The 14,604-nt window shown below is 46.5% G+C and carries 16 protein-coding genes; 15 read left to right on the top strand and 1 reads right to left on the bottom strand.

Going from position 1 to position 14,604, the window contains the following annotated elements:
• The first annotated feature begins 4 nt into the window (after nucleotides 1-4).
• The 9 genes from G6R29_RS01080 (at nucleotide 5) to pepT (ending at nucleotide 6,086) form a co-directional block, all read left to right on the top strand.
• Nucleotides 5-580: a YpmS family protein gene (locus tag G6R29_RS01080; protein WP_213808509.1), complete on the top strand. Its 576-nt coding sequence runs from the start codon at nucleotides 5-7 to the stop codon at nucleotides 578-580.
• The gene (locus G6R29_RS01075) at nucleotides 570-797 is read left to right on the top strand and encodes a YozE family protein (RefSeq protein ID WP_213808508.1); all 228 of its coding nucleotides are present in this window, start codon (nucleotides 570-572) and stop codon (nucleotides 795-797) included. Before G6R29_RS01080 ends, G6R29_RS01075 begins: the two co-directional genes overlap by 11 nt.
• A 16-nt stretch (nucleotides 798-813) precedes the next feature.
• Nucleotides 814-1,662, top strand: coding sequence for a ribosome biogenesis GTPase YlqF (gene ylqF, locus G6R29_RS01070; protein WP_213808507.1), 849 nt, complete (start codon nucleotides 814-816; stop codon nucleotides 1,660-1,662).
• Nucleotides 1,655-2,425: a ribonuclease HII gene (locus G6R29_RS01065; RefSeq protein WP_213808506.1), complete on the top strand. Its 771-nt coding sequence runs from the start codon at nucleotides 1,655-1,657 to the stop codon at nucleotides 2,423-2,425. The genes ylqF and G6R29_RS01065 overlap by 8 nt, the downstream gene beginning before the upstream one ends.
• 139 nt (nucleotides 2,426-2,564) lie before the next feature.
• Nucleotides 2,565-2,786: a hypothetical protein gene (locus G6R29_RS01060; protein WP_213808505.1), complete on the top strand. Its 222-nt coding sequence runs from the start codon at nucleotides 2,565-2,567 to the stop codon at nucleotides 2,784-2,786.
• Between the two features lie 2 nt (nucleotides 2,787-2,788).
• Entirely contained in the window at nucleotides 2,789-3,211 is a 423-nt protein-coding gene (locus tag G6R29_RS01055; RefSeq protein ID WP_213808504.1) for a type II toxin-antitoxin system PemK/MazF family toxin, read from the top strand.
• Nucleotides 3,212-3,249: 38 nt separating this feature from the next.
• Nucleotides 3,250-3,942 carry a tRNA (adenine(22)-N(1))-methyltransferase gene (locus G6R29_RS01050; RefSeq protein WP_213808503.1) on the top strand — a complete coding sequence of 231 codons (693 nt, stop codon included), beginning with the start codon at nucleotides 3,250-3,252 and terminating at the stop codon, nucleotides 3,940-3,942.
• Nucleotides 3,935-4,726, top strand: a complete 792-nt coding sequence (locus G6R29_RS01045; RefSeq protein WP_213808502.1) for a Nif3-like dinuclear metal center hexameric protein — start codon at nucleotides 3,935-3,937, stop codon at nucleotides 4,724-4,726. Before G6R29_RS01050 ends, G6R29_RS01045 begins: the two co-directional genes overlap by 8 nt.
• A 118-nt stretch (nucleotides 4,727-4,844) precedes the next feature.
• Nucleotides 4,845-6,086: a peptidase T gene (gene pepT, locus G6R29_RS01040; protein ID WP_213808501.1), complete on the top strand. Its 1,242-nt coding sequence runs from the start codon at nucleotides 4,845-4,847 to the stop codon at nucleotides 6,084-6,086.
• 150 nt (nucleotides 6,087-6,236) lie between these two features.
• Here pepT and G6R29_RS01035 read toward each other — a convergent pair whose 3' ends face one another.
• The gene (locus G6R29_RS01035; protein ID WP_213808500.1) at nucleotides 6,237-6,422 is read right to left on the bottom strand and encodes a YjzD family protein; all 186 of its coding nucleotides are present in this window, start codon (nucleotides 6,420-6,422) and stop codon (nucleotides 6,237-6,239) included.
• Between the two features lie 202 nt (nucleotides 6,423-6,624).
• Between G6R29_RS01035 and G6R29_RS01030 the strand changes: the two genes are divergently transcribed.
• The 6 genes from G6R29_RS01030 to era all read left to right on the top strand — a co-directional run bounded on the left by G6R29_RS01030 (nucleotide 6,625) and on the right by era (nucleotide 14,563).
• Complete coding sequence (locus tag G6R29_RS01030) at nucleotides 6,625-10,089, top strand: DNA polymerase III subunit alpha (protein WP_213808499.1); 3,465 nt, start codon at nucleotides 6,625-6,627, stop codon at nucleotides 10,087-10,089.
• 94 nt (nucleotides 10,090-10,183) lie between these two features.
• Nucleotides 10,184-11,563, top strand: coding sequence for a pyruvate kinase (gene pyk / locus G6R29_RS01025; RefSeq protein WP_213808498.1), 1,380 nt, complete (start codon nucleotides 10,184-10,186; stop codon nucleotides 11,561-11,563).
• A gap of 93 nt (nucleotides 11,564-11,656) precedes the next feature.
• Nucleotides 11,657-12,658, top strand: a complete 1,002-nt coding sequence (locus tag G6R29_RS01020) for a PhoH family protein (RefSeq protein WP_213808497.1) — start codon at nucleotides 11,657-11,659, stop codon at nucleotides 12,656-12,658.
• Nucleotides 12,658-13,140 carry an rRNA maturation RNase YbeY gene (ybeY, locus tag G6R29_RS01015; RefSeq protein ID WP_213808496.1) on the top strand — a complete coding sequence of 161 codons (483 nt, stop codon included), beginning with the start codon at nucleotides 12,658-12,660 and terminating at the stop codon, nucleotides 13,138-13,140. Before G6R29_RS01020 ends, ybeY begins: the two co-directional genes overlap by 1 nt.
• Nucleotides 13,118-13,648, top strand: coding sequence for a diacylglycerol kinase family protein (locus G6R29_RS01010; protein ID WP_238476844.1), 531 nt, complete (start codon nucleotides 13,118-13,120; stop codon nucleotides 13,646-13,648). Before ybeY ends, G6R29_RS01010 begins: the two co-directional genes overlap by 23 nt.
• A gap of 3 nt (nucleotides 13,649-13,651) precedes the next feature.
• Nucleotides 13,652-14,563, top strand: coding sequence for a GTPase Era (era, locus tag G6R29_RS01005; protein ID WP_213808495.1), 912 nt, complete (start codon nucleotides 13,652-13,654; stop codon nucleotides 14,561-14,563).
• The last annotated feature ends 41 nt before the right edge of the window (nucleotides 14,564-14,604 follow it).

Genomic DNA, 14,604 nt, shown 5'->3' with positions numbered 1-14,604 from the left:
TATCATGAAGAAACGTCGTTCAATTTGGTTTTTCCTATTTTGGTTATTAATTATTGCCATTCTCGCTGGTGGTGCCTACACGGCTTACTTGGTCATGGTGCCAACGCGCACGAACTTCGTGTCCCAGCCTAAGCAAAGCGAAACGACGGTCGACTTGTCACTAAACCGTGATCAGTTGAACGCTCTAGCTAAGACTTACTTAACCGAACAGTCTAACGGACAATTCGACTTCAAAGTAAACGATGACAACGTGACGGCATCAGGTACGGTCAAGATTTATGGTCAAAAGTTGGATACGAAGTTGACCATGCAACCTAAGGTCGCCGAAGGCGGAAATGTCATTATGGACGTTCAAAAGGTTGAACTTGGTAAGCTCGACTTACCAGTTGATGTAGCCATGGGTTACGTTAAGCAAATGTATTCTGGTCCAAAGGGTGTGCAAATCCAGCCTGATCAGAAACAAATTGCCTTAGATTTGACCCAGTTAACCAAGAAGAACTCTTGGTCAGTTCGCGCTGATGAGTTGAACTTGAAGGATAATAAATTTAACTTTACCGGAGTAATGAAGAATGCCCAGTAAATCACGGAGCTTTTACGGCTGGTTAATGACCAACCGCAACGCCGTTGCCGCAACAGAAATTCAACAATTTGCCAATAACGCATTCTTGGACCCCTCGTTTCCAAAACAGTCCATGGATTTTGACGAATTATCTGAATACCTCGAAACATCCGCATCTTACTTGATGTCGATGACGATTTTTGATGAAGCTTGGTCTGAGTACCAGGCTTCTCGTTAGTTAGAAAGGAATTTCTATGGGAAAGAATATTCAATGGTATCCAGGCCACATGGCCAAGGCTTTCCGCTTAATGCGGGAAAACCTTTCTTTGGTCGACATTGTCTTTGAATTGGTTGACGCCCGTTTACCACTCTCATCAAGAAATCCTGAAGTGGATAAGTTAATTGTGAACAAGCCCCGGATGCTTGTTTTGACGAAGGCTGATTTGGCCGATCCGAAGGAAACGACAGCTTGGAAGGGCTACTTTGAAAAGCTTGGTTTACCAGTTGCTGTTCTGGATACACGTGGGCCAAAGACGGCCCAGGTGATGACCAAGAAAGCGAAGGAAGTGCTTGCTGATCAAATCGCTGCTCAGGAAGAAAAGGGAATCAAGAATCGTCCCATTCGTGTCATGCTGGCCGGAATTCCTAACGTAGGAAAGTCAACGCTGTTGAATCATTTGGTTGAGAAAAACGTTGCCATCACGGCGAATAAGCCTGGTGTGACGAAGAAGGTAGCCTGGTTGAAGACAGCTACTGGATTGGAAATTCTGGATTCACCAGGTGTGCTCTGGCCAAAGTTCGAGGATCCAACGACTGGACAACGTTTGGCTTTGACTGGTGCCATTAAAGACACCATTTTTCCTAAGGATGACGCTGCTTTGGCGATGTTAGCCTTCTTCCGGGGCTACAAGCCACAGGCCATCGTGGACCGCTACCACTTGCAAGACGATGTCTTTGATAACATGACAGACGTTGAAGTTCTCTTAGAGATTACTTCGAAACTGGGCTTCAAAGATGACTATGACAAGGCAGCCGTTCGGATGTTAAACGACCTTCGCTCAGGAAAACTGGGCCGCTACACTCTGGATCACGAACATGACTGAGACAATCGCAGCGATTAAGGCTGCCTTAAAAGCAGAAAAAGTTGATGAACAAGCCTTAACAAATTGGCGAAAAGATGAACGGGCCGGTGTAAAAGCAGCGCTCGCTTCATATGACAAACGATTGGCTAAAGAAGCCAAGTTGAAGGCGGATTTTATGACCCGCTTTTCTTTTGAATCCGAACTCTGGGAACAGGGTTTTCAGGCCATTGCTGGAATTGATGAAGTTGGTCGGGGGCCACTTGCAGGTCCGGTAGTTGCGGCTGCTTGTATTCTTCCTGCCGACTTTGACGTATACGGCGTGATTGATTCGAAGCAATTGTCTGAACGTGTGCGAGACGACCTTGTTTCAAAAATCAAGGAGCAAGCTGTGGACTACGGAATCGGAGTCGTTGATGCAGCACGTATCGATGAGATTAACATCTACCAGGCTGCACGTGAGGCCATGAAGAAATCAGTTCTAGCCATGGATGTGCCGGCTGACTATTTGTTAGTTGATGCGATGCAAGTGGACTTAGAACTTCCCCAACAATCACTGATTAAGGGCGATGCCCGTTCGAATTCAATTGGTGCGGCGTCCATTCTTGCGAAAGTGACCCGTGATGCCATGATGAAAGGCTACGACGTGGAATATCCAGGGTATGGTTTTGCACAAAACGATGGATACGGAACAAAGGCGCACATGGAGGGCTTGGCTAAGTTAGGACCATGTCCCATTCACCGTCGGACCTTTGCACCGATTAAAAAGCTACTTGAAAACGATTAAAGTCCGAAGAGGGCTTTTTTATTTTGCACTTTTCGAGAATGGAAAAGTTTTTGCTGATTTTGATGTCATTTAGGACACGGCTATTGGGGATGGGCCGGGCCTGACTTTATAATAAAAGAAAAAAGCAGGAGGATTCAAAATGACAGTAACAACACTACACGAGCATGGTGATGTGTATTCTTTGACGTTACCTGAGGCGATGGGATTGAGCGACGGACAACAATACGCTGTTTTCCAAGAAGACAATGGGACGATTATCTTGTCTCCTAAACAACCAAATAAATTCGAGGGAGCTGCTGCGGGAAGTGAAGCGGAATCGGATACGGAATACGCCTACGCGGCGCTCGAATTTGGAGTATAGTCATGTATCGGCCGAGACAGGGTGATATCATCTGGTTGGATTTCGACCCTGCATTAGGAATTGAGATAAAAAAGCGGCGACCAGCGCTTGTTGTATCCTCAAATAAGTTTCATGTCATAACAAAAATGGTCCTCGTTGTTCCGATTACGAGTCAGCTAAGGAAGTGGAAATCACGATTTCTATTGAACGGCTACCAGGTTAAGGGACAGGTCAACACGAATCAGCTTTATTCCTTCGATCTGAGTCAGAGACGTCCAATTTTCATTCAGAAATTTAAAAAGCAAGACTTCTATCAAGTGATGGATTTGATTCACGGAAACTTCGACGATTCATCAATTCATAAAAAAAAGCCCCTAGGGCTTTTTTTATTTCACTTGAACACGTTGCCGAATAAGAGTGGAACCCGTATAATTAGAGTAATCTAATAATTCTTTTACAACCTTTTGATTATAAGGAGTCTTTCATGTCCCAAATAAAGCTCACACCACGCTTAGAAGCTGTTGCCAACTTGGTTGACGATCAGGTTAAGATGGCTGATATCGGTTCAGACCATGCTTATTTAGCCACTTATTTAGTGGAACAGAAAAAGAGTCCAGAAGCTATTGTTGGTGAAGTAGCCAAGGGGCCGTTGAACAATGCGAAGCATACGGTACAAGCACAGGGTGTAAGTGCACATATTGAATGTCGCTTAGCTGATGGCTTGGCCGCGTTGACGCCTGAAGATAAGGTCCAGTCAGTCGTCATTGCCGGAATGGGTGGTTTGCTTATCAAAAAGATTCTGGACGCCAAAAAAGACTTAGGTCCATTTCCTCAGTTGGTCTTGCAGCCAAACACGGATCAAGACGCCTTGCGTGCCTGGTTAATTGATAATGGGTACGCCATCAAACACGAAGAAATGGTTGCTGAAGGAAGGCACCGCTACGAAATCATCGTGGCTCGGCCAGGGGCGCAAACCTTATCGCGTGCGGATTTGACTTTTGGCCCAGTATTGAGAAAAGAACAGGGCGACATCTTCAAAGCAAAGTGGCAACATGAACGTGCCCGATACGCCCAAGTTGTCGACCGTTTGGAGCAAAGCGGGCAAACGAACTTGCCAAAGTATCAAGAGGTCAAAGACTGGATTAAGGCCATTGACGAGGAGGTATTCCATGGTTAAAGCAGCAGATTTAATTGCAAAGATTGAGGCGTTTGCGCCGAAAGCATTGGCCGAGAAGGGCGACCCAACCGGTCTACAGATTGGTGATCCTAACCAGGAAATTCATAAGGTGATGACGGCGTTGGACGTCCGTCCAGAAACGGTTCAAGAAGCCATCGAAAACAAGGTGGACTTCATTTGGGCGCATCATGAACCAATGTTTTTCCCTGCAAAAAACCTCGATTTGTCTAATCCTCAAAATAAGATGTACGCCGATTTGATTAAGCACGACATCGTGGTTTACTCATCACACACCAACTTGGATGCGGCAGAAGGCGGGTTAAACGACATGCTCTGCGAGAGCTTTGGTATTGAAAAGGCGATGCCTTTACTGCCGGATGAAACCGACAAGAATGCCGGACTTGGTCGGATTGGTCACTTGAAGAATCCGATGAAGTTAAGTGATTACGCTAAGCAGGTAAAGAATGCTTGTGCCGTTGATCAGGTTCGGTTGATTGCAAATGATCCGGATAAGATGATCGAAAAAGTCGCCGTCTTAGGCGGCGACGGCGGCAAATTCTGGCGGCGTGCCCAGTCGCTCGGGGCCGACCTCTACATCACCGCCGACGTTTATTACCACGTGGGACATGATATCCTGGCCGAAGACTTTTCGGTGCTCGACCCCGACCATCACATGGAGGCGCTGGCTAAACTTCCAATGCAGCACCTTGTAGAAGAATGGTTCAGCGATGGCGTGACCGCCATCTCAAGCCAAGTAAACACCGACCCGTATACTTATCTCTAAAGGTGTCAGCCGGGCGGCTCGCATTATAATACAAACTCATCTCTTAAATGCCGGCATAAAAATTGCGTTTAAGCGTAAATTCAGCCGTCATTCACACTGTTATATCAAGGAGGCCATTATGTCTGAAAAATATCCAAAACTCATCACACGTTTTCTACGTGATGTGAAGGTTAATACTCGTTCAAACGAAGAATCCGACACGATTCCTTCTGACCCGAAGGAAGTTGCCTTCCTGAAGAACTTGGCTGCTGAATTGAAGGAAATGGGGGCAGAAGATGTCCAGACAATGAAGGATGGCTACGTCTTTGCCAAGTTGCCAGCTAACGGTGTGGAAGGTGCACCGACGGTCGGTTTCATTTCACACGTGGATACCGCTGACTTTAACAGTGAAAACGTTAACCCACAGGAGATTTCAAACTACGACGGAAAGTCCGTTATTGAACTGGGTAACTCTGGTTTTAAGTTGGATCCAAAGGTCTTCCCAAACATGCGTAACTACGCTGGGCATGATTTGATTACAACCGATGGAACTACGTTGCTGGGGGCAGACGATAAAGCCGGAGTGGCTGAAATCATGGCGCTCATCGATTACTTGGTGGCCCACCCTGAAGTGAAGCACGGGCCTTTGGCCTTTGCCTTTGGGCCAGATGAAGAAATTGGCCGCGGAGCTGATCACTTTGATGTTGAAGCATTCGGCGCGAACTTTGCCTACACGGTTGATGGGGGACCACTCGGTGAGCTTGAATGGGAGACCTTCAACGCTGCTGGAGCCAAGATTGAAATTAAGGGTCAAAACGTTCACCCAGGAACGGCTAAGGATACGATGATTAACGCTTTGCAAGTGGCCATCGATATTCAAAACGCTTTACCTGAAGATGAGCGTCCAGAAAAGACGGAAGGTCGAGAAGGGTTCTACCACCTGATTTCAATGGCTGGTACACCGGAAGAGGCCGAGATGGCATACATCATCCGTGATCATGACAAGAACGCCTTTGAAGCAAAGAAAAAGCGTCTGCAATTGATAGCAGACGAGCTAAACGAAACTTTTGGGCAGGAACGTGTATCAGTACACTTACAAGACCAGTATTACAACATGGGCGATGTCTTAAAGGATAAGCAAGAAATCGTCACATTGGCCGAAACGGCAATGAAGAAGCAAAACATTGAGCCAATTGTCGAACCCGTTCGCGGTGGAACGGATGGATCAAAGATTACTTTCCTCGGTTTGCCAACACCAAACCTCTTTGCTGGTGGCGAAAACATGCACGGTCGCTTTGAATTTGTTTCAAAGCAGGTGATGGAACAAGTTGTCGACGTTTTGGTTGAAATTGTTCAAGAAGCAAGCGAGATGAAGAAGTAAGAACAAAACAATTACCCGATTGACTCTTAGACAACAGAGGTCGTTTTGCTGCGATACGGAATTTAAGGCCGGAACGGCCGTTTTCATATAAAAAAACACAACACACAAAAAACGCACCCGAAACAGGTGCGTTTTTCTTTTTATATTGAATTATTTAGCGGATTCTGTCTTATCCTTTGACAAGGCTGGGACAACAATCAATGCGGCTTCACCAACAATGACCGTGACCAAAGCAGAAAGGGCTGGGTTGAAAGCAACGGAGGTCATTTGACCAACCAAGTAGCCGATCAAAAGCCCAAAGAGGGCAGACCAGAGTGCGGTTACGATATAGCGCATTTTTTCACCACCTTTTTTATTTACTGATTATCTTACGCCTTTTCGTATAATCTTCAAGGAGTATGTGAAGGTTTTTCTAAATAACCATCATGATTATTAAATTCGTTGGCTAAAACTCGCGAATAAATCCACGATTTCGTCCCTAATGAGAACAAATTTTCGATATAATGCTAGTAGCAAGAAAGATTCTTTGGAGGTAACGATGTATTCACCCCTACAAGTTAAAAGTGGCTATTCCTTACTCCAAAGCCCAAGTAGCGTCGAACAAATCGTTTCGACAGCGAAGGCTCGCGGCTACCAGGCTGTTTCCATAGCCGAACAAAACGTACTCTATTCACTGGTTGACTTCTACAAAGCGGCCAAGAAAAAAGACATCAAGCCAATTTTCTCCCTTCAGTTACAGGTGAACGGCCTGATCAACTTGGCAACGCCTTTTTCGGTTTTGCTGACGGCAATTGACCAGACCGGTTACCAGAACCTGGTACAACTGTCCTCTAAGAAGATGACGCTCGATGACGAGCCCATGACCTTTGCGATGTTGAAGGGGCATTTAGATGGGATCGCCTTGACGTTGACGGCTGAATCCGAAATTGGCCAGTTGATTTCTTCCTCTGATGCCTCGGCTAAAAACTACCTTGATCTACTTAAAAAACAGGTTGGTGACGTTGAGCGTCTTTACTTAGGTTTTAATCCAAGCCTTTCTTTCGTTCAGCAGAAGTCCCTTGCGGCCTTTTCAAAGGAGCACAGCTTACCACTTCTGGCATGGGACCGAGCGGACTACATGGATCCCGATGACGCCTTTACGGCCAAGGTGTTGCGCGCGATTAACGCGGGTACGACCCTAACAGACGGCTTAAGCCGAATGGCCCATGAAAAGGGTGAACTCTACCTAAGAGACGAGACGGAACTTCGCGCTCTTTACCAGCAGACTCCGGAACTCAAAGAGGCCTACGATAATAACGTCGCCTTGATGGATGAAGTGGATGTTGAACTGGTCTTTAAGAAGCCGGCTTTGCCAGCTTTTCAGCAGGACTCTGGCCTTAATTCGGCCACTTACTTGACAAATCTGGCACAGGCCGGACTCAAACGGCGTCTTCAAATGGAAGGAGTCCAAAACGGCAGCGAATACCTCGCTCGTCTTCAAAACGAATTAAAGGTCATTATTGATCTCGGATTCTCTGATTACTTCCTCATTGTTTGGGACATTTTGAAGTTTGCCCGTGATCACCACGTTCAGACTGGGGCGGGACGTGGTTCTGCTGCTGGTTCGTTGGTGGCATACTGCCTTGGAATCACAAACGTGGATCCCATTAAAAACGGTTTGCTCTTTGAACGGTTCTTGAACCCAGACCGTGCACAGATGCCTGATATCGATATCGATTGGCCCGATGACCGACGGGACGAATTACTCGCTTACTTGCACGATAAGTATGGCCACGCTGATTTCGCACAGATTATTACTTTCGGTACATTGGCTGCCAAGCAGGTACTTCGTGATGTCGGGCGTGTCTTCGGCCTCGATGCCAAGGAACAAAAGAAGTTGACTGACTGTATTCCCGCAGGAAAGAACGGTCGCAAAGTGAGCCTTGCGCAAACATTGGAAGATCCAAAGAACCGTTTGGAAGTTGCTTTGTCAAAGATCGACTTTGGTGACTTGCTGTTGAAGACGGCTCGAAAGATTGAAAATCTGCCACGAAACTATTCAACCCACGCAGCCGGTGTTGTTCTTTCAGATCAACCGTTGGTTGATACGTTGCCGGTTCAACGAGGAAACGATGGTTACTTGATGACCCAGCTACCAAAGGGGCCAGTTGAGGAGCTCGGACTCTTAAAGATTGATGTGCTGGGACTAACAACGTTGAAGATTCTCGCCAAGGGAATCGAGCTGGCGCGCCCCATCCTCGGCGATGACTTTGACATCAAGAAAATTGCCATGAACGACGAGAAGACCTTGCAACTTTTCGCATCTGGTCAAACGAACGGTGTCTTCCAGTTTGAATCAGCTGGGATGCAGCGGATGTTGAAGCGCTTGAGGTTGGACAATTTCTCGCTAATTGTTGCTTCAACGGCCTTGTACCGTCCAGGTCCAAGCCAGCACATTGAAACCTTTATTAAGCGACGACTGGGGCAGGAAGCCGTTCCTAAGTCTGACCCAGTTGTTGACCAAATATTGGCTGAGACCTACGGCATTCTGGTCTACCAAGAACAGGTCATGAAAGTGGCGCAAGCCTACGCCGGCTTCTCACTTGCCCAGGCCGATTCGCTTCGTTCAGCGATGTCGAAGAAGAAGCTGAAGCAGATGGAGGAGTCCAAGGTCGCCTTTATCAAGGGCGGGATGGCCAACGGCCACTCCAAGGAAGAAGCCACGCAGCTTTTTGCTTACATCGATGAATTTGCAAACTACGGATTCAACAAGTCCCACGCCGTGGCATACGCGACGCTTTCTTATAGCCTCGCTTATTTGAAGGCTCACGCACCGCTTGCTTTCTATACAGCTTTGCTAAACGCCCAGCAGGGTTCTGCTAAGGCATACGGTTACCTGTCGGAAGCAAAGCGTCGTTCTGTGAAGGTCCTTGGACCAGATATCAACCGTTCCGAGGCGGAGTGGTCCATTCAAGACGATTGCCTTTTGATGGGCTTATCGAACATTTCAGGTCTGTCCACACCGTTTATTAAGGACCTTTTGGAGCTTCGAGAAAAGGTCGGCAGCTTTAAGACGATTCAGGACCTACTGTTGGTCTTGCCCGAAAAGTGGCTCCGCGAAAAGGAACTGTCCTTGCTCGTTTACGCCGGCGCACTCGATCGCTTCGGTTACAACCGTCGCGAGTTAATCGAAAATTTGCCGGACATGCTTTCAGCCGCCGCCTTTGGAGATGGCGTGTTGAAGGAGACTAAGATTAAGCAGTTTAATGACTTTGGTCTTGTTGAACGCTTACAAAAGGAAAAAGAAGTACTTGGATTTAATCTATCCGGTCACCCAACGGAAGCCTTCCAGGCAGATTATGACCAGAATAAAGTGCAGGCGATTGCTGGCTTGAATGAGAACATGCAAGCGGCCATCTACGGATTGGTCAAGCAGGTGAAGGTCATCAAGACGAAGAAGGGCGACCAAATGGCCTTCTTGTCTGTTTCAGACATGACAGGCTCCATTGACGTCACCATTTTCCCTAAGCTTTACGAGCGTTTTGTAGATCAACTAAAGGTCGGTTCCGTCTTCCTTTTGAAGGGAAAGACTGAGCACCGTCAGGGACTGTCACTCATTGCCAATTCACTGACACAAGTGAACCCAAACGAGGGGAACCGTGAGCGACAAACTGAAGCCTTAGTATCCGGCCAAGCAGGCTCGCCTGCGAGCCAATCACTTTCAAAGTCCAACCCGACCCAGGCTCAAGGTTTACAGTCCAAATTAGCTAAGGACGAAAGTCCTGCCAAAGGAACTTGGTTCCTCCGCCTGAACAAGAGTGAAGGGGATGAACAGGAGAAAAAACAACTCTGGCAAATCATGCAGCGGTATCCTGGAAAAAATCCGGTCACTTTATATTGGCCAAATGAGAAAATTCGGAAGAATCTGCCAAAGCAGTACGGCTTAGCGGATTCTAAAGAACTTTTTAAGGAATTATCTGACTTTTTGAGCGAAAAAAACGTCGTTTTTAAAGAAAAAGACTAAATTCTATCTTGTGAACTGGTTATAGAGTGTATTACAATGTTTGTAGGAAGTTGTGTGTCGCAACTCACCAAGATCTCAAAGGAGCAATTTACCCATGAAAAAGACGAAAATCGTCTCAACACTTGGTCCCTCATCATCTGATGTTGAAACCATTGTGAAGTTAATCGAAGCTGGTGCGAATGTTTTCCGTTTCAACTTCTCACACGGTGATCACGAAGAACAGCTTGGACGTATGAAGAACGTTGCCGAAGCTGAACGTATTACTGGTAAGATTGTTGGACGTTTGCTTGATACGAAGGGTGCGGAAATCCGTACTACTAAGCAAGCTGACGGAAAGATCAAGTACGCTACTGGTGATGTATTCCGTATCTCAATGGATTCATCTTTGGAAGGTACGCACGACAAGATCGCCGTTACTTACCCTGGTTTGTTCGACGACGTAAAGGTTGGCGGACAAGTGCTCTTTGATGATGGTTTGCTTGCTACGACTGTCATGGAAAAGGACGAAGCCAACAAGGAATTAGTTGTTAAGGCTGAAAACCACGGTTTGCTTGGTTCACGTAAGGGTGTTAACGCACCTGGCGTTTCAATCAACTTGCCAGGTATCACTGAAAAGGATGCCGATGACATCCGTTTCGGTTGTGACCACGAAATTAACTACATCGCGGCTTCATTCGTTCGTAAGCCTGAAGATGTTTTGGACATCCGTGCCTTGCTTAAGGAAAAGAACATGGAACACGTTCAAATCATCCCTAAGATCGAATCACAAGAAGGTATCGACAACTTGGATGCCGTCTTGGACGTATCTGATGGTTTGATGATTCCTCGTGGAGACATGGGAGTTGAAATTCCAGCCGAAAACGTTCCTTTGATTCAAAAGGAAATGATCGTCAACATGAACAAGCGTGGATTGCCAGTTATCACTGCCACTCAAATGCTTGACTCAATGGAAGACAACCCACGTCCTACGCGTGCCGAAGCTGCCGACGTTGCTAACGCTGTCTTTGATGGAACTGACGCAACGATGTTGTCAGGTGAATCAGCTAACGGTGAATACCCAGTTGAAGCCGTTACGATGATGGCTAAGTTGGACGAAAAGGCAGAAACTGCCTTGCCAATTTACGCACGTCACAAGGAAACGTTCTACCACAACGACGCAATCGAATCAGTTGCTTCTGCTGCTGCACGTTTGGCTGACTCAGTTTCAGCTAAGGCAGTTGTTGTTGCTACTGAATCAGGTTACGAAGCACGTATGGTATCAAAGCACCGTCCAAACGCTCCAATTATCGCCTTGAACGATAACGACCGCGTATTGCACGGATTGACTTTGAACAACGGTGTTGTTCCAGTTAAGTCTGCATCAGCAGACGAAGCCGCTGCTAAGTCAGCTGCTAAGGACCAAGGTTTGGCCCAAGCTGGTGACAAGATTGTTATGGTTTCAGCTGACCACGAAGTATCAGTTGTTACCCTCTAATTTAAGTCATTTAGACTGAAAAGTCCGACATTGTCGGGCTTTTTTTGTGTTAAAATTAAGGAAGTTAAATACTTTAATTGAGGGATTCCATTCTTGACAACGCAAGCTGAAAAAATCTTTACTTTTCAAAACATGGAGCAGCAAACCAAGCTGACCGGACCAAAAGACCAGCTCCTCATGCTGATTGAAGAAGGCCTGTCAGTGAAGCTGCACGTGCGTGGCTCACAGGTCACTATTAACGGAGAAGACGAGGCGCTTTCTAAGGCCTATCAGGTTCTAGACGTTTTGTCTCAATTAGTTAAAAAACAAATCACGGTTGGACCGGCTGATGTGGTGTCAGCCACCACGATGGCACAAAAAGGGACTTTGCAGTACTTCTTGGACTTGTACCAAGGCTCTATCATCAAGGACAAGAAGGGCCGCTCGATTCGTGTGAAGAATTATGGTCAGCGCCAGTACGTGTCAGCGATTAACCATAACGATTTAACCTTTGGAATCGGTGCTGCTGGTACTGGTAAGACCTTCTTAGCTGCTGCGATGGCTGTTGATGCATTAAAAAAGGGTGAAGTTGAGCGAATCATCATCGCCCGTCCCGCTGTTGAAGCGGGGGAGTCACTAGGATTCTTACCTGGAGACCTGAAAGAAAAGGTTGATCCTTACATGCGTCCAATATACGACGCGATGAACACCTTGATTGGCGCCGATCACGTCGAGCGACTCATTGATCGTGGTGTTTTGGAAATTGCACCTTTGGCCTATATGCGTGGTCGAACGTTGGATGACGCTTTCATCATAGTCGATGAAGCCCAAAACACAACGAATGCTCAGATGAAGATGGTTTTGACCCGTCTCGGCTTTCAGTCTAAGATGGTCGTAAATGGCGATCCATCTCAGATTGATTTGCCAAAGGGCGTTCGTTCGGGATTAATTGCCGCACAAAAAATATTAAAAGACGTGAATCGAGTGGGCTTTGTCCGCTTTGATTCAGCCGATGTTGTTCGCCACCCAGTGGTTGGACAAATTGTCACCGCATACGAAGAAGCCGACCAGAAGTTGGCCGAGTTAAAACAAGCACGTGAAGAAGGACGAGCATAATGGATTTAGCTTTAATTGATCAAACAAAAGACGGTGTGACACAGTTCCATCAGGACTTAGTCACTTACGTTTTGGACTATGCGGGTAAGTACATTAACTTGCCTGATAACACGGAAATGTCCGTGACTTTCATGAACAATGATGCCATTCAGGCATACAATCGCGATTACCGTGGCAAGGATAAGCCAACGGACGTTATCTCCTTTGCCATCGAAGAGGATGGTGACGATACACCAGTGTTAGCCGACCCAGAAATGGATGCTGAAATCGCTAAGAACATTGGCGATATCTTGGTGTCCGTTGACATCATTGAATCCCAAGCAGAATACTTGGGCCACTCTTTTGAACGCGAGCTTGGTTTCCTCGTTGTGCACGGTTTCTTGCACTTGAACGGTTATGACCACATGCTCGGTGATAAAGAAGAAAAAGAAATGTTTGATTTGCAAAGGAATATCTTAGATGACTATGGACTCCGACGCTAAAGTGCCTGTACAAAAAGATGAATTGGCTACGTACCAAGACGAACTTGACTCAACCTTAGGTAAAGAGCAGCAAGCTCACCAAGATAAGCACCAAGTGACAAAGAACCGTAACTTTTTCCGCTCGATGTTTAACGCTTTGAAGGGAATCTTCTTGGTTGTTATCCGAGAACGTAACATGCGTTTTCACATTGGTTTTGCCATTTTTGTCCTTGTGGCCGGTTTGTACCTTGGATTGAACCGTTCGGAATGGCTCTGGGTCGTAATCGGTGTCTTCTTGGCCGTTTATGGTGAGTTCTTGAACACGGTTGTTGAAGCGGTGATTGATTTGATGGTCGATAAACGCTATCATCCCTTGGCTGGACTCGTTAAAGATGTTTCGGCCGGAATGGTTTTGGTTGCCGTTGGGGCAGAAATGATCATTTTATTCTTGATCTTCCAGCCACACCTCTGGCACTTTTTCGGAATTGAAACAGACTTCTCTCGTTTCATTCACCAATTGAAAGGATAAATTATGACAAAAGAAGGATTTAAGTCCGGTTTCGTGGCGATTATTGGTCGTCCAAACGTCGGTAAGTCAACCTTGTTGAACCGCATTGTTGGTGAGAAAATCGCCATTATGTCAAACAAGGCGCAGACGACGCGTAACAAGATTCAAGGAATTTATACGACGGATGACGCACAGGTTGTCTTCATTGACACACCTGGTGTTCACAAACCTCAGAATTCTTTGGGTGACTACATGGTGAAGTCTGCTTTTTCTGCTTTGCACGAAGCGGATGCCATCTGGTTTGTCATTGACGCGGATAAGAAGCGTGGTGCCGGTGACAACTACATCATTGACCGGTTGAAGGAAGTTAAGAACACGCCAATCTACCTCTTGATTAATAAAGTGGACTTGTTGAAGAAAGAAGACCTCTTTGAGGTCATCAACACCTACCAGGAAGATGCGCCAGAATGGAATGAAATCTTCCCAATTTCAGCGCGTGAAGGGGACAATGTTCCTGAACTTTTGGATACGGTTGTTGAAAGCTTGGACGAGGGGCCACAGTACTTCGACGCCGACCAGTTGACGGACCACCCTGAACGATTCGTTATTGCCGAATTGATTCGTGAAAAGGTTCTTCAGTTAACGCAACAAGAAGTACCGCACTCCGTTGCCGTTGTGATTGATAAGATTGAAACGGGTGACGACGATATCGTCCACATCCAAGCCTCAATCGTTGTTGAGCGTCCAACGCAAAAGAATATCGTTATCGGTCGCCAAGGTAAGATGATCAAGCAAATTGGAACGCGCGCCCGTAAGGACATCGAACGTTTGCTTGGTTCCCGTGTGTTCCTAGAAACCTGGGTTAAGGTTGAAGAACGTTGGCGTGATCGTCCACAAGCCCTCCAGTCATTGGGATACCGTAAGGACGATTTCTAAAATAGCATGGCAAGAACGGACGGCTAAGAACGTTTAGCCGT

Source organism: Fructobacillus broussonetiae (assembly GCF_018437275.1).
GTDB lineage: Bacteria > Bacillota > Bacilli > Lactobacillales > Lactobacillaceae > Fructobacillus > Fructobacillus broussonetiae.
Note: the sequence above shows the minus strand (reverse complement) of the source record. Positions and strands in the feature narration are given on the sequence as shown.